Origin of the sequence: Amycolatopsis sp. (assembly GCF_035276945.1) — a bacterium.
Taxonomy (GTDB): Bacteria; Actinomycetota; Actinomycetes; order Mycobacteriales; family Pseudonocardiaceae; genus Amycolatopsis_E.
Genome location: NZ_DATELF010000181.1, coordinates 16,785 through 33,825 on the forward strand (window position 1 = coordinate 16,785; position 17,041 = coordinate 33,825).

The 17,041-nt window shown below is 71.5% G+C and carries 17 protein-coding genes; 11 read left to right on the forward strand and 6 right to left on the reverse strand.

What is annotated here, in order from left to right; all coding sequences use genetic code 11:
• Positions 1–40 precede the first annotated feature (40 nt).
• The 3 genes from VJT49_RS33215 to VJT49_RS33225 are packed head-to-tail and all read left to right on the forward strand — an operon-like array spanning position 41 to position 2,658.
• The gene (locus tag VJT49_RS33215) at positions 41–610 is read left to right on the forward strand and encodes an FKBP-type peptidyl-prolyl cis-trans isomerase (protein ID WP_324168945.1); all 570 of its coding nucleotides are present in this window, start codon (positions 41–43) and stop codon (positions 608–610) included.
• Between the two features lie 3 nt (positions 611–613).
• On the forward strand, positions 614–1,369 hold the full coding sequence (locus VJT49_RS33220; RefSeq protein WP_324168946.1) for an SDR family oxidoreductase: 756 nt from the start codon (positions 614–616) through the stop codon (positions 1,367–1,369).
• Between the two features lie 20 nt (positions 1,370–1,389).
• Complete coding sequence (locus VJT49_RS33225) at positions 1,390–2,658, forward strand: wax ester/triacylglycerol synthase domain-containing protein (RefSeq protein WP_324168947.1); 1,269 nt, start codon at positions 1,390–1,392, stop codon at positions 2,656–2,658.
• Here VJT49_RS33225 and VJT49_RS33230 read toward each other — a convergent pair.
• Positions 2,655–3,818 (reverse strand): helix-turn-helix domain-containing protein, encoded by a 1,164-nt coding sequence (locus VJT49_RS33230; protein ID WP_324168948.1) that lies wholly within the window; start codon positions 3,816–3,818, stop codon positions 2,655–2,657. The genes VJT49_RS33225 and VJT49_RS33230 overlap by 4 nt on opposite strands.
• A gap of 255 nt (positions 3,819–4,073) precedes the next feature.
• Here VJT49_RS33230 and hpnC point away from each other — a divergent pair, with 255 nt between their 5' ends.
• From hpnC to hpnH, 7 genes are read left to right on the forward strand one after another with little or no spacing between them, the layout of a single operon-like run.
• Positions 4,074–4,901, forward strand: coding sequence for a squalene synthase HpnC (hpnC, locus tag VJT49_RS33235; RefSeq protein WP_324168949.1), 828 nt, complete (start codon positions 4,074–4,076; stop codon positions 4,899–4,901).
• Positions 4,898–5,755: a presqualene diphosphate synthase HpnD gene (gene hpnD, locus VJT49_RS33240; protein ID WP_324168997.1), complete on the forward strand. Its 858-nt coding sequence runs from the start codon at positions 4,898–4,900 to the stop codon at positions 5,753–5,755. The genes hpnC and hpnD overlap by 4 nt, the downstream gene beginning before the upstream one ends.
• Positions 5,752–7,095 (forward strand): hydroxysqualene dehydroxylase HpnE, encoded by a 1,344-nt coding sequence (hpnE, locus tag VJT49_RS33245; protein WP_324168950.1) that lies wholly within the window; start codon positions 5,752–5,754, stop codon positions 7,093–7,095. The genes hpnD and hpnE overlap by 4 nt, the downstream gene beginning before the upstream one ends.
• Positions 7,092–8,102: a polyprenyl synthetase family protein gene (locus VJT49_RS33250; protein ID WP_324168951.1), complete on the forward strand. Its 1,011-nt coding sequence runs from the start codon at positions 7,092–7,094 to the stop codon at positions 8,100–8,102. Before hpnE ends, VJT49_RS33250 begins: the two co-directional genes overlap by 4 nt.
• A complete protein-coding gene (gene shc, locus VJT49_RS33255) occupies positions 8,102–10,000 on the forward strand; it encodes a squalene--hopene cyclase (RefSeq protein ID WP_324168952.1) in 1,899 nt (632 codons plus the stop codon). The genes VJT49_RS33250 and shc overlap by 1 nt, the downstream gene beginning before the upstream one ends.
• Positions 9,997–11,466 carry a 4-hydroxy-3-methylbut-2-enyl diphosphate reductase gene (ispH, locus tag VJT49_RS33260; protein WP_324168953.1) on the forward strand — a complete coding sequence of 490 codons (1,470 nt, stop codon included), beginning with the start codon at positions 9,997–9,999 and terminating at the stop codon, positions 11,464–11,466. The genes shc and ispH overlap by 4 nt, the downstream gene beginning before the upstream one ends.
• A gap of 2 nt (positions 11,467–11,468) precedes the next feature.
• Positions 11,469–12,473 carry an adenosyl-hopene transferase HpnH gene (gene hpnH / locus VJT49_RS33265; protein WP_324168954.1) on the forward strand — a complete coding sequence of 335 codons (1,005 nt, stop codon included), beginning with the start codon at positions 11,469–11,471 and terminating at the stop codon, positions 12,471–12,473.
• Positions 12,474–12,517: 44 nt separating this feature from the next.
• On the opposite strand, the gene VJT49_RS33270 is transcribed toward hpnH, so the two are convergent.
• Both VJT49_RS33270 and VJT49_RS33275 read right to left on the reverse strand, forming a co-directional pair.
• Positions 12,518–13,489 carry a quinone oxidoreductase gene (locus VJT49_RS33270; protein ID WP_324168955.1) on the reverse strand — a complete coding sequence of 324 codons (972 nt, stop codon included), beginning with the start codon at positions 13,487–13,489 and terminating at the stop codon, positions 12,518–12,520.
• 29 nt (positions 13,490–13,518) lie between these two features.
• Positions 13,519–13,797 carry a MerR family DNA-binding transcriptional regulator gene (locus VJT49_RS33275; RefSeq protein ID WP_324168956.1) on the reverse strand — a complete coding sequence of 93 codons (279 nt, stop codon included), beginning with the start codon at positions 13,795–13,797 and terminating at the stop codon, positions 13,519–13,521.
• 41 nt (positions 13,798–13,838) lie between these two features.
• Here VJT49_RS33275 and VJT49_RS33280 point away from each other — a divergent pair, with 41 nt between their 5' ends.
• Complete coding sequence (locus VJT49_RS33280; RefSeq protein ID WP_324168957.1) at positions 13,839–14,150, forward strand: hypothetical protein; 312 nt, start codon at positions 13,839–13,841, stop codon at positions 14,148–14,150.
• A gap of 116 nt (positions 14,151–14,266) precedes the next feature.
• Here the strand turns inward: VJT49_RS33280 and VJT49_RS33285 are convergent, their stop codons facing one another.
• From VJT49_RS33285 to VJT49_RS33295, 3 genes are all read right to left on the reverse strand, one after another.
• Positions 14,267–15,199, reverse strand: a complete 933-nt coding sequence (locus VJT49_RS33285; protein ID WP_324168958.1) for an acyl-CoA desaturase — start codon at positions 15,197–15,199, stop codon at positions 14,267–14,269.
• Positions 15,200–15,305: 106 nt separating this feature from the next.
• A complete protein-coding gene (locus VJT49_RS33290; protein WP_324168959.1) occupies positions 15,306–16,280 on the reverse strand; it encodes a COX15/CtaA family protein in 975 nt (324 codons plus the stop codon).
• A 30-nt stretch (positions 16,281–16,310) separates the two neighbouring features.
• Complete coding sequence (locus VJT49_RS33295) at positions 16,311–17,036, reverse strand: ABC transporter permease (RefSeq protein WP_324168998.1); 726 nt, start codon at positions 17,034–17,036, stop codon at positions 16,311–16,313.
• Positions 17,037–17,041 lie beyond the last annotated feature (5 nt).

Below are 17,041 nucleotides of genomic sequence, written 5' to 3' on the forward strand. Positions count from 1 at the left end.
GCTGGGTAGGTACCGGTTTTCGCCCGGTTAAGGTGACGCCATGCGTAACGCTGGCAAGATCATGACCGTGGCGGCCGCCGCGCTGTGCCTCGCTGCCTGCGCCAGCAGCCAGGTGGCGTCGCCCTATCCGGCCGGTGACGGGCCCACCTACCCGGCGCCGAACCCGGTCGCCGCCCCGTCCTCGACCGCGGCGCCGAGCACCTCGGCCGGCCACGCGTGCACGGCGGACGACGTCAAGGTCAGCGGCGACGTCGGTGCCAAGCCGACGGTCACGATCCCGGACACCTGCACCGCGCCGACCACCCTGCTCACCAAGGACCTCAAGGCCGGCACCGGGGCGGCGGCCACGACGGGCAGCACCCTCGGTGTCACCTACGACCTGGTGACCTGGTCGGACAAGAAGGACTTCGGCTTCCAGTCCTTCTCGTTCGCGCTCGGCGAGAACCAGGCCATCGCGGGCTGGGACCAGGGCCTGGCGGGCATCCGGCAGGGCGGGCGCAGGCTGGTGATCGTGCCGCCGAACCTGGCCACCGGCTCGATCGGCAACCAGTCGGTCAAGCCGGACGAGACGCTCGTCTTCGTGATCGACGCCGTCCAGGTCACCGGCTGAGTCGTGGACCTGCGCGGGGCAACCGTCGTCGTGACCGGCGCGTCGTCCGGTATCGGCGCGGCCACCGCGCGGATGCTGCACGACGCCGGTGCCCTTCTGGTGCTGCATGGCCGGGACACCGGGCGCCTCGCCGCGCTCGCCGAGCACACCGGCGGGCTTGCGCTCCCGGCCGACTTCGCCGACGTCGCCGCCGTGCGCGAGGCCGCCGACGAGGTCGCCCGGCGGTTCGGCAAGGTGGACGTGCTGGTCAACAACGCGGGCATCGGCTGGGCGGGCCCGTTCCCCGAGATGACCGGCGAGGACGTACGGCGGCTGATCGCGGTCAACCTCACCGCGCCGATCGAACTGACCCGCGCGCTGCTGCCCGTGATGGCCTCGCCGGGTCGGATCGTCTTCGTCACCTCGATCGCCGGTCGCACGGGGGTGGCGGGTGAGGCGGTGTATTCGGCGGTCAAGGCGGGCGTGGACGCGTTCGCGGAGAGTCTCCGGTTCGAGCTGGCGGGCAGCCCGGTCACGGTCGGCGTGGTGGTTCCCGGCGTGGTCGACACCGAGTTCTTCGCCCGCCGTGGCCGCCCCTACCAGCGCCGCTCTCCGCGTCCCCTGCCCGCGGACCAGGTCGCCGCGGCCGTGCTGCGCACGGTCCGCGACGGGCGTGCGGAAACCTACGTCCCGGGATGGCTGCGGCTGCCCGTCGCGGTGCGCGGGGTCGTGCCCGGGCTCTACCGGCGGCTGGCTGCCCGCTTCGGTGGTTCCGGTTAGTGCCCGGCGGGGGCATGATCATGAGTGTGGGTCAGCAGCAGGCGGGCCGGTTGCCCGCGTCGGACGCGTTCTTCCTGCACGTCGAGTCGGAGGCGGCACCGCACCACGTGGGCGGGCTGGTCATGCTGGACACCTCGCGCGCCGCGCGGCCGCCGAGCCGGGAACAGGCCATCGCGGCGATCAGCGCCAAGCTCGGCAAGCTGCCGCGGTTCGGGCTGCGCCTGGCCGGATCGCCGGGCCGCCCGCGGTGGATCCCGCACCCCGAACTGGACTGGTCCTGGCATGTGCCGGCCTTCGACCTGACCCGGCCGGACGGCAGGCCCGGTGGCATGTCCGCGCTGCACGCCCTGGTCGCCGATCTTGCCGCGCGACCGCTTCCCCGTGACCGGCCGCTGTGGCGGTTCTGCGTGGTCACCGGCGTGGAAGAGGGGGTCGCCGCGATCGTGTCCCTGGCACACCACGCGGTGGCCGACGGGATCGGCATGATCAACCTCATGCTCGGGCTGTTCGACTCGCCCGACCTGACGGCCGGGATGGAGGACGTGCCCCGGCCCGGCCCGCTGCGGAAGCTGCTGGGCGGCGCGGTGGGGCTCGCGCAACTGGCCACCGACCGGCGGCCGAAAGCGGCGCTGCCGGTCAGCGAGACCGCGCGGCGGCGCTTCGGCACGCTGCGGCTGGATTTGGACTCGGTCCGGGAGTTGGCCCGCAAGCGGGGAGCGAGGGTCACCGACGTGGTGCTGTGCGGAACCGCCGGTGCGCTGCACCGTGTCAGTGACGCTCCGCTGCCGCCGAAACTGCTGGTGAACGTCCCGCTGATGGCGGCCGACATCCGGCCGGGCCGGGACGGCAACGTGACGGCCGGGGTGATGGTCGAAGTGCCTTCGGGCCCGATGCCCGAGCCCGAACGGCTGGCCGCGATCACGAAGGCCAGCGCCCGCCTGCGCACCGGCACCCGGGTGATCGCGTCCCGGTTCGTCATGACGACCGTCGCCGAGATGATGCCGCCCGCCTTCCACGGCTGGTTCGCGCGCGCCGTCTACGGAGGCAAGTTCTTCAACGGCACGGTGTCCAACATGCCCGGCGCCGGCTGGCAGGTGGTCGCGCTGGGCGAGTACCCGCTGATCACCGCCTACCCGATCATCCCGATCGCGCCCGGCACGCCGTTCGTGGTGGGCGTGCTGGGCTGGCACGGCTCGTTTTCGATGAGCGTGGCCACCGACCCCGCCTGCGTGGACGACGCCGAGGAGTTCGCCGGCGAGTTCCGCAAGGTCCTGGACGAACTGGCTTAGCTGGAGGGTTCGGGGAAACCCCAGGCGAGCGCCAGCGTGAGGCGGCGGCGGTTGTCCGGGTCGTCGAGCGTGTCGCCGAAGAGCTCGCGGAGCTGGCTCAGCCGGTACCGCACCGTCTGCGGATGGATGTGCAGCTCCTCGGCGACGGCCCGCCGGTCCCCGAGATGGCGCAGCCACGAGGCCAGCGTCTCGCACAGCCGCTGCCGGGTGACCGGGCCGAGGTCGGCGAGCGGCGCGAGGCACTGCGTCCGGAAGGTGTTTAGGAGCCGCGGGTCGCGGTGCACGATGATCGAGTCGAGATGCTCGTCGACGAACACCGGGTCGTCGGCCAGCACCCCGGACCGGCGTAGCTCCAGGGCCACCTCGGCGACCCGCATGCTGGCGGGCAGGTCCTCCAGGGGCACCGCGTGGCCGACCACTGCGTCCGCCCCGTGCAGCGCGGTGGCCAGCCGCTGCCGCCGTTGCGGGCCGTCGGGGTCCGGAATGATCGCGCACGTCATCCGCTCCCGCCGCACGTGGAGGCAGGAGTGGTTCAGCCGCGCCAGCAGCGCGCCCCCGACCGGGTGGTCCGGCTCGACCAGGATCACCGCGGCCTCGCGCGGCACGGGCCAGTCCACCCGGGCCGCGGCGGCCCTGATGGCCGCGGAGTCCGAGCGGTCGGACAGCAGCATGCTGCCCAGTTCGTCGCGCAGCCGCTCCCGGGCGACCGCGGCTTCGGACTGCTCGAGCACGTATCCGCGGGCCGACGCCGAGGACAGCTGGTCGACGAAGATGAACACCGCTTCGGCGAGCGAGGCGAACACGTCCGAGGGGACGCCGACATCCAGGGCCACCGCGGCGACGTGGTGCCAGGCCACCCGCGCCCCGATCTGGTAGGCCGACAGCAGGCTGGTCAACTCGCGGCCCTGCTGCCACTGGGCACGGCCGATCTCCTCGAACAGGGGCTGCTCCCCGAGCTGGTCCGCCGGGTGCAGGGAGGCGCCGGAAAGCTCGGTGATGTCCCATCTGGCCATACCGACCAGCCGGTGCACGAACATGGTCGCCGAGGCCACCACCTCCTCGCGCTCGGTGACCAGGAATTCGGCGTAGTCCGGCCAGTGTTCGGCCAGGAGCCGGGTGACGTCGTCAAAGATCCGTGGCAACCGGTCCGCGGTCGCCATCGCGAGTTCTGACAGTTTTGTTTCGGTGTTCACATGGTTGTCGGACGCGTCGTCACCATCCGCAGACGCGTCACCGTTTTCCGCAGCTCTCAGACGTGTTTCCGGCTTGTTGCCCACAGCGCCCGGCTACCTCCACTCGCTCGTTACGGCACTTCCCTCTCGTCCCTAATACTGTTCGCTCGTGACAACCGGGGCATCTCAAAATTTGTTTCCCGTGTGAAGCACCGGTCCGCCCTCTGGATGGATTATGGGCCGATGGGAGCGGTACCGACAGGGCAGGCCCGCGCGCTCGCGGAGAAGAAACGTGCCGAGAACTTTCCGGTAGCCCTGCGGATACTGCCGAAGGCGCTGCGCCGCGATCTCGGCGCACTCTACGACGTGGTGCGTGTCATCGACGATCTCGGCGACGAATCCGAGGGCGACCGCACCGCCGCGCTGCTGCGATTCCGTGACGATTTGGCGCGGGCCTGGGACGGGCGGCCCGCCGAACCCGTGCTGCACCGGCTCGTGCCCACGATCCGCGCCCGCGGGCTCGAGCTCGACCCGTTCGATCGCCTGATCCAGGCGAACCTCCAGGACCAGAAGGTCACGCGCTACGCGACCCAGGCGGAGCTCGAGGACTATTGCGTGCTGTCCGCCAACCCGGTCGGCCGGATCGTGCTGCGGATCTTCGGGGTGCGCTCGGCGGAGGCGGACCGCCTTTCGGATCGGGTCTGCACCGCGCTGCAACTGCTCGAGCACTGCCAGGACGTCGCCGAGGACCACCGGGCCGGGCGGATCTACCTGCCCCAGTCGGATCTGGCCGCGCATCGGGTCGACGAGCGTGACCTGGCCGGGGTCCGCCCGGTCGTGGCGCTGCAGGCGAAGCGGGCGGGGGATCTGCTGGCCGACGGCGCCGTGCTGGTGAAGCACCTGCGCGGCTGGGCGCGGCTGGCCATCGCGGGATACGTCGCGGGCGGGCTGGCGACCGCGGACGCGCTCCGCAGGGCGAACTGGGAGGTGCTGGCGGGCCCGCCCCGCCCGCGCCGCCGTGACGTGCTGATTCACCTGGTCAAACTGTTGGGAGGCCGCCGGTGGGCATGACGGATGTCGAGCACGCGTACGCGGCGTGCGAATCGATCACCAAGACCGAAGCACGCAACTTCTACTACGGCATCCGCCTACTCACCCGGCCACGCAGGGCCGCGTTGTGCGCGGTCTACGCGCTGGCCCGGCGCATCGACGACATCGGCGACGGGGACCTGCCGGCCGAAGAGAAGGCCGATCAGCTCGACGAGGTCCGCAAGTCGCTGGCCGCGCTGGCCACCGCGACCGACCCGGTGCTGGTCGCGGTGGCCGACGCGGCACGCCGGTTCCCGGTCCCGCTGGAAGCCTTCGAGGAACTGCTCGACGGCGTGTGGATGGACATCGAAGGGCGGCACTACGCGACCTTCGACGAGCTGGTCCAGTACTGCCGGTGTGTCGCGGGCTCCATCGGGCGGCTGTGCCTGGGCGTCTTCGGCAGCCGGCCTCATCCGGACGCCGCCCGCTACGCCGACGCGCTGGGCATCGCGCTTCAGCAGACCAACATCCTGCGCGACATCCGGGAAGACCTTCTCAACGGCCGCGTGTACCTGCCGAAGGAGGATCTCGACGCCTTCGGCGCCGAGCTGGTCGTCGACGAGCAGGGTGTCCTGGCCGACCCCGGCGGCCGGCTTTCGGCCCTGATCCGGCACAGCGCCGCGCGGGCCCGCGACTGGTACGCCGACGGCCTGCGGCTCACGCCCCTGCTCGACCGGCGCAGTGGCGCCTGCTGCCTGGCGATGGCGGGCATCTACCGCCAACTGCTGGACCGCATCGCGCAACGGCCGTCGAGGGTGTTCGACCGCCGGCTTTCCTTGTCGGGAAAGGAGAAACTCGTCGTGGCGGCCAAGGCGCTCAAGGGGCGGCCGCTGTGACGGGCCGGGTGGTGGTCGCCGGGGGCGGACTCGCCGGGATCACCGCGGCCCTGCACTGCGCCGACGCCGGGCATCAGGTGACCGTCCTGGAGTCCCGCGGCCATCTCGGTGGGCTGACCCACTCCTTCCGGCGCGGCGAGCTGGAGGTGGACAACGGGCAGCACGTGTTCCTGCGCTGCTGCACGTCCTATCTGGCGCTGCTGCGGCGGCTGGGCGTCACCGGCAAGGTGTTCCTGCAGCCGAAACTGTCTATTCAGGTCCGCTCGCCCCGGTTGCGGGAACCGGTCTGGCTGCGCCGCACACCGCTGCCCGCGCCGGTGCACCTGGCCGGCTCGGTGCTGAAGTACCGGCCGCTCGCGCTCGCCGACCGGTTGCGGTTCGCCGGTGCCGCGCTGGCGCTGCGGAGCGTCGATCCGGCCGCGCCGTCGTCGGACGCGCAGTCCTTCGCGACCTGGCTCTCCGCGCACGGGCAGAGCGTTGAGGCGGTGACCAAGCTGTGGGACCTGGTCGGCATCGCGACGCTCAACGCCCGCGCCACCGGCGCTTCACTCGGGCTGGCCGCCGCCGTGTTCCAGCTGGGCCTGCTCACCGATGCCGCCGCGGCCGACATCGGCTGGTCCAAGGTGGCCCTGCGGCAGCTGCACGGCGACCCGGCGCTGGCCCGGCTCACCGAGGCAGGGGCGGAAGTGGTGTTCGGTGCCAAGGTCAGTGCACTCCGGCGCGACGGCGACGGCTGGCGCGTGACGGCGGGAGAGACCGAGCTGTCCGCGGACGGCGTCGTGCTGGCGGTGCCGCCTTCGGCCACGGCACGCATCCTGCCGCCCGGCAGCGTCGAACTGCCCCCGCGGTGGGCCGAGCAGTTGGGCAGCTCGCCGATCGTCAACGCGCACGTGGTGTTCGACCGGAAGGTGATGGACGAGCCATTCCTGGCAGCGGTGGACTCCGAGGTGCAGTGGGTGTTCGACCGGACCGGCCAGGCAGGCGTGACCGAAGGCCAGTATGTGGCGGTCTCGATGTCCGCCGCCGACGACCTGATCGACCTGCCGGTGCGCGCGATCCGCGAACGTCTCCTGCCCGCGCTGCGCGAGGTGTTGCGAACCCGTGCCGGGGTGCGCGATTTCTTCGTCACGCGCGAACGGCACGCCACGTTCCGCCCGGCGCCGGGGTGTGCCGCACTGCGGCCGGGCCCGGTCACCCAGGCCGACGGGCTCGTGCTCGCCGGGGCGTGGACGGCCACCGGATGGCCCGCGACGATGGAGGGCGCTGTCCGCAGTGGTGAGGCGGCGGCCCGCGCTCTGCTCGACACGATGCCGAGTAAGAGGGAGGGGATCCTCACATGACCGTTGTTCTCGATTCGTTGCAGCAGGGGCGGCAGACCGTTCAGCCCGCGATCCGGGAAGCGCTGGACCGGCTCGACCCCACCAGCCGGTCGATCGCCTACTACCACTTCGGCTGGACCGACCTCGACGGAAACCCGACCTCGGGCGGGGGCAAGGCGATCCGGCCGGCGCTGGCGCTGCTGTCGGCGGAGGCCGCGGGCGCGCCGCCATCGGTGGGGTTGCCCGGTGCGGTCGCGGTCGAACTGGTGCACAACTTCTCGCTCCTGCACGACGACTTGATGGACGGCGACACCGAGCGGCGGCACCGGCCGACGGTGTGGTCGGTGCGCGGGGCGGCCAGCGCCATCCTGACCGGCGACGCGCTGCTTTCCCTTGCCCAGGAAGTACTTCTGGACGGCGACGGCCCGTGCGCCATCGCCGCGGCGCGGCTGCTGGCCGAGGCGACCAACGAGCTGATCCGGGGCCAGGTCCTTGACGTCGCCTTCGAACGGCGCAACGGCGTGGGCCTCGACGAATGCCTCGACATGGCTGCGGGCAAGACCGGCGCCCTGCTGTCCGCCAGCGCGGCGATCGGGGCCGTGCTCGCCGGAGCGCCGCGCGCCACCATCGACGGCCTCGCCGGGTTCGGTGCCGACCTGGGGCTGGCCTTCCAACTGGTGGACGATGTGCTGGGGATCTGGGGCGAGCCCGCGGTCACCGGCAAGCCGGTGTACTCCGACCTGCGCGCCCGCAAGAAGAGCCTGCCGGTGACGTACTCGATCACGCACGGGGGCGCGATCGGCCGGGAGCTCGCCGCCTGGCTGGCGGCCGGTGAGCCGCCGGACGAGGCCGGGATCCGGCACGCGGCCGAGCTGGTGGACCAGGCGGGCGGGCGCCGCTGGGCGCTGGACGAAGCGCACCGCCGGATGGCGGCGGGCAGACGGAAACTCGAGGACGCCGAGGTCGGAGAGCGAGTGCGCGAGGAACTGCTGTCCCTCGCGCGGTTCATCGTCACTAGGGAGGCCTGATGACCCAGATCGCTTCCGAGGCTGTCGCCGTCGAAAAGCTCGCGTTGGAGCGCGCGGTCGCTCATTTGAAGAGCTTGCAGACCGAGGGCGGCTGGTGGAAGGGCGAGCTGGAAACCAACGTCACCATGGATGCCGAGGACCTGCTGCTGCGGGAGTTCCTCGGCATCCGGTCCGAAGTGGACACCGAGGAGGCCGCCCGGTGGATCCGCTCGCGGCAGCGGGAGGACGGGACCTGGGCGACCTTCTACGGCGGCCCCGGCGACCTGTCCACCACGATCGAGGCGTGGGTGGCGTTGCGGCTGGCCGGGGACGAGCCGGACGCGTCGCATATGCGGGCCGCCGCCAGGTTCGTGCTGGACCGGGGCGGGGTGGAGGCCGGCCGGGTGTTCACCCGCATCTGGCTGGCGCTGTTCGGGCTGTGGTCCTGGGACGAGTTGCCCAACATGCCGCCGGAGCTGATCTACCTGCCCTCGTGGTTCCCGCTCAACGTCTACGACTGGGCGTGCTGGGCACGGCAGACCGTGGTGCCACTGACCATCGTGGCCACCCTGCGCCCGGTGCGCCCGCTGCCGTTCGGCATCGAAGAGCTCCGCGCCAACCCCGGGCGGGAACGGAAGTTCGTGCGCCCGTGGACCTGGTCCGGTGCCTTTCACTACCTCGACAAGACGCTGCACACCTACGCCAGGCTGCCGGTCCAGCCGATGCGCAAGCGGGCCATGCGGGAGGCCGCCGAGTGGATTCTCGCCCGGCAGGAGGCCGATGGGTCGTGGGGCGGGATCCAGCCGCCGTGGGTGTACTCCCTGCTGGCGCTGCACCTGCTCGGCTATCCGATGAACCACCCGGCCGTGAAGGCCGGTTTCGAAGGCCTCGAGGGGTTCGTCATCCGCGAGGACACGCCGGAAGGCCGGGTGCGCAGGCTGGAGGCCTGCCAGTCGCCGGTGTGGGACACGGGGCTGGCCGCGATCGCGTTAAGCGACGCCGGGGTGCCCGCGGACGATCCGGCGTTGCTCAAGGCCACGGACTGGCTGCTGGGCGAGGAGATCCGGCAGCCGGGCGACTGGGCGGTGCGGCGGCCCGCCACCCCGCCGGGCGGCTGGGCGTTCGAATTCGCCAACGACGTCTACCCGGACACCGACGACACCGCCGAGGTGGTGCTCGCGCTGCGTCGCGTCTCCCATCCGGACGGACCCCGGGTGAAGGAGGCGATCGAGCGGGCGGTCACCTGGTCGCAGGGCATGCAGTCCGCCGACGGTGGCTGGGGCGCGTTCGACGCCGACAACACCCGCACGCTCACCATGAGCCTGCCGTTCTGCGACTTCGGCGCGGTGATCGACCCACCGTCGGCCGATGTGACCGCGCACGTGGTGGAAATGCTCGCCGCGGTGGGGCTTTCCGGCGGCACGGAATGCCGCCGGGGCGTCGGGTGGCTGCTCGAGGCGCAGGAAGAGGACGGTTCCTGGTACGGCCGATGGGGCGCCAACCATGTCTACGGCACCGGCGCCGTGGTGCCCGCGCTGGTCGCGGCCGGGGTGCCCGCTTCGGCGGAGCCCGTCCGCCGTGCCGTGGCCTGGCTGGCGGCGCACCAGAACCCGGACGGCGGGTGGGGCGAAGACCTGCGTTCCTACCGGGACCCGGCATGGGTCGGCAAGGGCGATTCGACGGCTTCCCAGACGGCATGGGCACTGATGGCGCTGCTCGCGGCGGGGGAGCGTGAGTCGTCCGGTGTGGAGCGTGGGGTGCGGTGGCTGGTGCAGACCCAGCGCGAGGACGGCGGCTGGGACGAGCCGCAGTTCACCGGCACCGGGTTCCCCGGCGACTTCTACATCAACTACCACCTGTACCGGATCGTGTTCCCGGTCTCCGCGCTGGGGCGGTACCTGCGTGCGGAGCAACCATGACCGGGGTTGTCTGTGCGCCGCTCCGCCTGGAGGCCGCCGCGTTGCGGGTCCCGGGCGCGCGGGTGCTGCACACGGGCATGGGGCCGCGGCGGTCGGCCGAGGCCGCGGCGCGGCTGGGCGACACGCCGGCCGTGCTCGCGGGCGTGGCCGGAGCGGTGACCGACCGGGTGCGGCCGGGTGATCTCGTGGTCGCCACCGAGATCGACGGCCCGGACGGCCCGGTTTCCCCGCCTTCGGCGCCACTGCTCGCGGCGGCGCTGCGGCGGCACGGCCTGACCGTCCACACCGGACCGATCGCGTGTTCGGAAACCCTCGTGGAGGGCGCCGAACGGGTGCGCCTCGCCGAGCGCGGGGCACTCGCGGTGGACATGGAGTCGGCGGGGTTCGCCACCGTCCCGGGGCCGCTGGCCGTCGTGAGGTCCGTTGTGGACACGCCGGGGCATCCGTTGTGGCGGCCCGGCACGGTGTGGCGGGGAATCGCCGGGCTACGTTCGCTTCGCGCGGCTGCGCCGGTCCTGGCCGACTGGTGCGCGGCCGCGGCACACGGCGAGATCCTGCTCGCCAGCCCCCGGTCGTTCTGCGCGGGCGTCGACAGGGCGATCGAGATCGTGGAACGCGCGCTGGCCCGCTATGGCGCACCGGTGTACGTGCGGCGCCAGATCGTGCACAACGCCCATGTCGTGCGGCGGCTGGAAACGCTGGGCGCGGTGTTCGTAAAGGAGGTCGAGGAGGTGCCGGCCGGGGCCACCACGGTGCTGGCCGCGCACGGGGTCGCGCCGTCGGTGCGCAAGGCCGCCGCGGACCGGGGGGTGCACCTCATCGACGCGACCTGCCCGCTGGTCACCAAGGTGCACAACGAGGTGCGGCGGTACAGCGCGCGCGGGGACACCGTGTTCCTGATCGGGCACGCCGATCATGAGGAGGTGGAAGGAACGCTCGGCGAGGCGCCCGACCAGGTGGTCGTGGTGGAGGACGCCGCGGCGGCCGCGCAGGTCCGGCCGCCGGATCCGGAAAAGGTGGCCTACGCCATGCAGACCACGCTGGCCGTGGACGAAGCCGAGGAGATCGCGGCCGTGCTCCGCAAGCGGTTTCCCGCGATGTCCGCGCCACGCCGGGACGATATCTGTTACGCGACAACGAATCGGCAGCGTGCTGTGCGGGTCGTCGCCGAGCACGCCGATCTCGTTCTCGTCGTCGGCTCGGGCAACTCGTCCAATTCGAAACGGCTCGTCGAGGTGGCGCGGCGCCAGGGCGCGCCGGCGCACCTGATCGACGATGTGTCCGAAGTGGACCTTCGGTGGCTGGCCGGCGCGAGCCGCGTCGGGATCACCGCGGGCGCCTCGGCGCCGCCGCACCTGGTGGACGAGCTCACCCGGTGCCTTGCCGGGCTCGGCCGCACCGCGCTGCGGGAAAGCCAGGTGGCCGATGAGGACGTTCAGTTCACATTACCTCGGGAGGTGGATTAGTCATGGCCATGCCGTTACGGCAGTCGATCCGGCTGGGCGCGTTCCTGGCCAAGCAGAAAATGTTGCGCCGGGACAAGTTCGCGATCCTGGTCGAGTTGGAGCCCCTGTTCGCGTGCAACCTCAAGTGCGGTGGCTGCGGCAAGATCGAGCAGCCCGCGCACCTGCTCAAGCAGCGCATGCCGGTGCAGCAGGCGGTCGGCGCGGTGGAGGAGAGTGGCGCGCCGATGGTGTCCATCGCCGGCGGTGAGCCCCTGATGCACCCGCAGATCCACGAGATCACCCGGATTCTGCTGGAGCGCAACAAGATCGTGTTCCTGTGCACGAACGCGCTGCTGCTGCCCAAGCACATCCACAAGTTCAAGCCGCACAAGAACTTCGCGTGGATGGTGCACATCGACGGGCTCGAGGAGAAGCACGACGCCTCCGTGCGCAAGGAGGGCGGGTTCGCCGCGGCCGTCGACGCCATCAAGATGGTGAAGGACGCCGGGTTCCGCGTGATGACCAACACCACGTTCTTCAACACGGATGCGCCGCAGGACGTCATCGACGTGCTCAACTACCTCAACAACGAGGTCGGCGTGGACAACATGCAGATCTCGCCGGGATACGCCTACGAGAAGGCACCGGACCAGGAACACTGGCTCGGCGTGCGGCAGACGCGCGAACTGTTCGCCAAGGCGTTCGCCGAGGGCAGGCGGAAGAAGTGGCGGCTGAACCACTCGCCGGTCTTCCTGGACTTCCTGGAGGGCAAGCGGGACCTCGAGTGCACGCCGTGGGGTATTCCGTCGTACTCGCTGCTGGGCTGGCAGCGGCCGTGCTACCTGCTCGACGACGGCTACGCCAAGACCTGGCGGGAACTGATCGAAGAGACCGACTGGGACTCCTTCGGCCGCGGCAAGGACCCGCGCTGCGACAACTGCATGGCGCACTGCGGCTACGAGCCGACCGCCGTGATCGCCACCACGTCCTCCCTGAAGGAAACCCTCCGCGCCGCCGTTTCCGTGTGAGCCCGGGTCCCTCGAGGTCTCGCGGCCTCGAGGGACCCGTCGCTTCACGGGATCAGCAGCAGCTTGCCCGTGGTGCGGCGGCCTTGCAGGTCCTCGTGGGCCTTGCGGGCGTCGGAGAGCGGGTACCGGCCGCCGACGCGGATCTCGAGCGCACCGCTGCGCACGGCTTCGAAGAGCTCGCCGGCACGCCAGTCCAGCTCCTCACGGGTGCGGACGTAGTGCGCGCTGGTCGGCCGGGTGAGATACACCGACCCGGCCGCGTTGAGCCGCTGCGGGTCGATCGGCGGGACCGACCCGCTCGCCGCGCCGAACAGGGCGAGCACGCCCCGGACCCGCAGGCTCGCCAGGCTACCGTCCACAGTGGACTTCCCGACCCCGTCGTAGACCGCGGCGACACCCTCGCCGTCGGTCAGCTTGCGGGTGGCTTCGGCGAAGTCCACCTGGTCGTAGCGGATGACCTCGTCGGCACCCGCTTCGCGGGCGAGGTGCTCCTTCACCTCGGTCGAGACCGTGCCGATCACCCGCGCGCCCCGCGCCTTGGCCAGTTGCACCAGCAACAGCCCGACACCACCCGCGGCGGCGTGCACGAGAATCGTGTCGCCCGCCTTGACCTCATAGGTCGAGCGGACGAGGTAGTGCGCGGTGATTCCCTGCAGCAGCATGGCCGCGGCGGTTTCGTCGGAGATTTCCCCGGGCACGCGCACGGCGACGTGTGCGGGGACGAGCGCCCGCTGCGCGTAACCGCCGAGCTGGCCCTGCCACGCGATCCGGTCGCCCGGCTTGAATTCCGTCACGTCCTCTCCGACCGCGGCGACCGTGCCCGCGCCCTCCATGCCCAAGGTGACCGGCAGGTCGAGGGGATAAAGGCCGCTACGGTGGTAGGTGTCGATGTAGTTGACGCCCGCGGCGGCCACGTCGACCAGCAACTGCCCCGGGCCGGCCTCGCCGATCTCGACCTCGGCTACCTCGAGTACCTCGGGTCCGCCGGTCCGCCGGATCTGCACTGCGGTAGGCATGAGCCCTCCTTGGTTGGTCTGTCGGCTGATTAGTTCCGAAGATAGTCGTACAGCGCTGCCGATCCCCGGAGCCGCGGCAGGCTCCGGCGATGGAGGTCCTGCTCACGCTTGGCGAGTTCGGTGCGGACCCGTTCCGGGCTCCCGGCCGCCACCCGGCGTGCGACGATGATCGCCTCGGCGTGCCGGTCGGTGAAGGCGCGGTACCCGCTCGCGGTGCGCTCGACCGGCGGCAGGAATCCGGCGTCCACGTAGTTGCGGACCTGCTGGGTCGAAATCCCGGCCCGCCGCGCGAGATCGACAGTGCGCACGGGGCCCTTGGATCTCCCGGTTCTCGCCTAAACTCACTGGCGTGACGGACACCAACGACGCACCCGCCCCGTCGGGCGAACAGCTCGCTTCGGCACGGCGGTTCGTAAAGCTGCACGGCAAGCCGTCGAAGGCCGTGGTGGAGAACATCGGCCGGGCCGGGGCGCGCGTGGTTTTGGTCGGCGCGGACGGCGCCATGGGCGATGTGATGGTACCCACGCCGGCGACCGGTCAGGCGCTGGTCGAGGCCATCTCCGAACTCGAAACCGCCGCGTGGGACGCCGAGACCGTCAACGCCACGGTCATCGGCCCCGGACACCGCCGCCGTATGGCGGGTCCCCGCGCCCGCCGCTGATCCCCTCGCGAGTTCCCACCGGGTGCGCGAGTCCCACGTCGGGTGCACGCGAATTCCACATTCGCGGCGCGTGGATGTGGGACTCGGGCGACGCGGACGTGGGACTCGCGGGGTGGCTAGACGGGCGTGACGCGCTTGGCGGCCAGGCGTTCGGGCTTGGGCCAGCGGACGTCATGGGCCCAGCGGAGCTTCTCGAAGATCCAGATCACCCTGGCTGACACGTCGACCTGACCGCGCAGCACCCCGTGGCGGGCGCAGGTCGGGTCGGCGTGGTGGGAGTTGTGCCAGGACTCGCCCATGGACAGGACGGCCAGCGGCCAGAAGTTGGCGGCCTTGTCCCGGCTGGCGAACGGCCGGTCGCCGACCATGTGGCAGATCGAGTTGACCGACCACGTCACGTGGTGCAGGAACGCGACGCGCACCAGTCCGGCCCAGAAGAACGCGGTCACCGCACCCCACCACGACCAGCTCAGCAGCCCGCCCAGCGCGGCGGGCAGCGCCAGGCTCAGCGTGATCCACAGCCAGAAGTAGCGGTTGACCACGCGCAGGTCGCCGTCGGCCAGCAGGTCGGGGGCGAACCGCTCGTAGTTGGTCACCTCGCGCTGGAACATCCAGCCCATGTGCGCGTGCCAGAAGCCACGCGCCAGTGCCAGGGGCGAGGTGCCGAACAGCCACGGCGAGTGCGGGTCGCCGTCGCGGTCGGCGAAGGCGTGGTGCCTGCGGTGGCTGGCCACCCAGAAGATGACCGAGCCCTGCACGGCCATGCTCCCGGCGATGGCCAGCGCGACCCGCAGCGGGCGCCGGGCCTTGAACGCGCCGTGCGTGAAGTAGCGGTGGTAGCCCACGGTCACGCCGAGCGTGGCGAACACGTAGAACGTGACGGCAAGGCCCAGGTCGAGCCAGTCAAGGCCCCACCCCCACGCCGTTGGCACGGCGGCGAGCAGCGCCACGAACGGGATCAGCAGGAACGCCTTGAGCACGATCATCTGTCCCGCCGACCGGCGATGTGAGATCAACGGCTTGGCGGAACGGGTGTCGGTGGTACTCATCGCTTGCAACGACCTCACAGTGGCTTGCGAAAAAGGACATTCCGCCCTCGGACGGGAACGAGCCTACTGTCCGGGTCCCGCCGGTGCGTTAAGCAGGCATGACAGGTCAAGAAGCGGTGGTGGTCAGTTCGGGGACCCGCCGCGCCGCGGGCTCTTCCGCGGCCCCGCGATCCCGGCTCGCGCACCACAGCGCGGCGGTCGCGACGATCACCAGCGCGGAGCCCAGCACGTGCAGCGACACCAGCGCCTCCGGTACCCCCAGCGCGTACTGCACGGAACCGAGCACGCCCTGCGCCACGGCGACCGCCCAGACCAGGCCGTAGCGGCGCCAGAGCCGCGCCGGCGCGCCGCCCCGCAGCAGCGCCAGGCCGAACGCGGTGAGGATCAGCAGGTACGCCACCAGCAGCCCGCCGTGCACTTGGGCCAGCGTTTCGACGGGGGCGTCGAGCCGTTTCGTGTTCGGGTCGCCGCCGTGCGGTCCGGCACCGGTCACCGTGGTGCCGGCGATCAGCACCGCCCACATGGCCACGACGAGCGCGACCAGAAGTTTGTGCGCACCAGGAGAAATCAACCTCCGAGCGGGCTCGTCGCCTTCGCCGAACGCGTGCAGCAGCAGGACCGCCAGCCAGACGAGCGGCGTGGAGGCGAGGAAGTGGATCGCCACCGTCCACCACTCCAGCTTGGCCAGCACCGTGATCCCGCCGAGCACCGCCTGCAGTACGACACCGCCGGGCAGGGTCCACGCCAGCATGACGAGCCGACGGCGCCGCGGCTGGTCGAGCCGGATCCGCCAGGCCGCGAACATGGCCAGGATCGCGACGACGATCACCACGCCGGTGAGCATCCGGTTGCCGAACTCGATCCACTGGTTGACCGCGTGGTACTCGGAGTGCTCGACCGGCACCATGCTGCCCGGCACACACTGGGGCCAGGTGGGGCAGCCGAGCCCGGAGCCGGTCACCCGCACGACCGAACCGGTCACGCCGATCCCGGCCTGGGTCACCACCGCGGCGATGCCGATGCCCCGCTGCGCGATCCGCGAAGGATGGGGCAGGCGGGCGATCAGCGATTGGAGAAACACAGCACCGATATTAGGTAGGGGCGTCGCCGGTCAGGTGAGCCGGGTGGTTCGGGTGGCGACGGCGCCCGCGAGCACGCCCCAGCCGGCCAGGACGGCGACCGGTTCCCCGGCGAGGACGCCGTTCACCAGCGCTTCGCGCAGGCCCTCGGCCAGCGCGCCGGACGGCAGGAGTTCGATGATCGCCGCGGCGCCGGAGGGCAGGGTGGCCGGGGCGAGCAGGATCCCGCCGGCCAGCAGCAGCACGAACCAGACGATGTTGGCCAGCGCCAGCACGGCCTCGGCGCGAAGCGACCCGCCGAGGAGCACGCCGAGTGCGCCGAAGCTGAGCGTCCCCAGCACGAGCAGCAGCACCGCCTCGGCCAGCCCGGCCGCCGACGGCGACCAGCCGAGCACCGCGGCGATCACACCGAGCACGATGACCTGCAGCAGCACCACGACCAGTGCGGCCACCATCCGCCCGGCGACGAGCAGCCAGCGGGGGAGCGCGGTCGCGGAAAGCCGTTTGAGGACCCCGTACCGCCGGTCGAAACCGAGCGAGATCGCCTGGCCGGTGAACGCCGAGGACATCACCGCGAGCGCGAAGATTCGCGGGGTGATCCAGTCCACTTTGGACACCGGGCCGAGGTCGGGGGTGGGCAGGATGTCCAGCAGGCTGAGGCCGACCAGCAGGGCCAGCGGGATGAGCAGGGTGAGCAGGATCTGCTCGCCGTGCCGCAGGGTCAGGCTCGTCTCGAGCTTCGCGTGGGTGAGCAGCATGCGTC

Excerpts from the sequence above, each read along its gene's own strand:
- VJT49_RS33225 (WP_324168947.1), top strand. The coding sequence starts at position 1,390 with ATGAGTGTGGGTCAGCAGCAGGCGGGCCGGTTGCCCGCGTCGGACGCG.
- VJT49_RS33270 (WP_324168955.1), bottom strand. The coding sequence starts at position 13,489 with ATGCCTACCGCAGTGCAGATCCGGCGGACCGGCGGACCCGAGGTACTC.
- hpnD (WP_324168997.1), top strand. The coding sequence starts at position 4,898 with ATGACGGATGTCGAGCACGCGTACGCGGCGTGCGAATCGATCACCAAG.
- VJT49_RS33215 (WP_324168945.1), top strand. The coding sequence starts at position 41 with ATGCGTAACGCTGGCAAGATCATGACCGTGGCGGCCGCCGCGCTGTGC.
- hpnH (WP_324168954.1), top strand. The coding sequence starts at position 11,469 with ATGGCCATGCCGTTACGGCAGTCGATCCGGCTGGGCGCGTTCCTGGCC.
- shc (WP_324168952.1), top strand. The coding sequence starts at position 8,102 with ATGACCCAGATCGCTTCCGAGGCTGTCGCCGTCGAAAAGCTCGCGTTG.
- ispH (WP_324168953.1), top strand. The coding sequence starts at position 9,997 with ATGACCGGGGTTGTCTGTGCGCCGCTCCGCCTGGAGGCCGCCGCGTTG.
- hpnC (WP_324168949.1), top strand. The coding sequence starts at position 4,074 with ATGGGAGCGGTACCGACAGGGCAGGCCCGCGCGCTCGCGGAGAAGAAA.
- VJT49_RS33295 (WP_324168998.1), bottom strand. The coding sequence starts at position 17,036 with ATGCTGCTCACCCACGCGAAGCTCGAGACGAGCCTGACCCTGCGGCAC.
- VJT49_RS33250 (WP_324168951.1), top strand. The coding sequence starts at position 7,092 with ATGACCGTTGTTCTCGATTCGTTGCAGCAGGGGCGGCAGACCGTTCAG.
- VJT49_RS33285 (WP_324168958.1), bottom strand. The coding sequence starts at position 15,199 with ATGAGTACCACCGACACCCGTTCCGCCAAGCCGTTGATCTCACATCGC.
- VJT49_RS33230 (WP_324168948.1), bottom strand. The coding sequence starts at position 3,818 with ATGGCGACCGCGGACCGGTTGCCACGGATCTTTGACGACGTCACCCGG.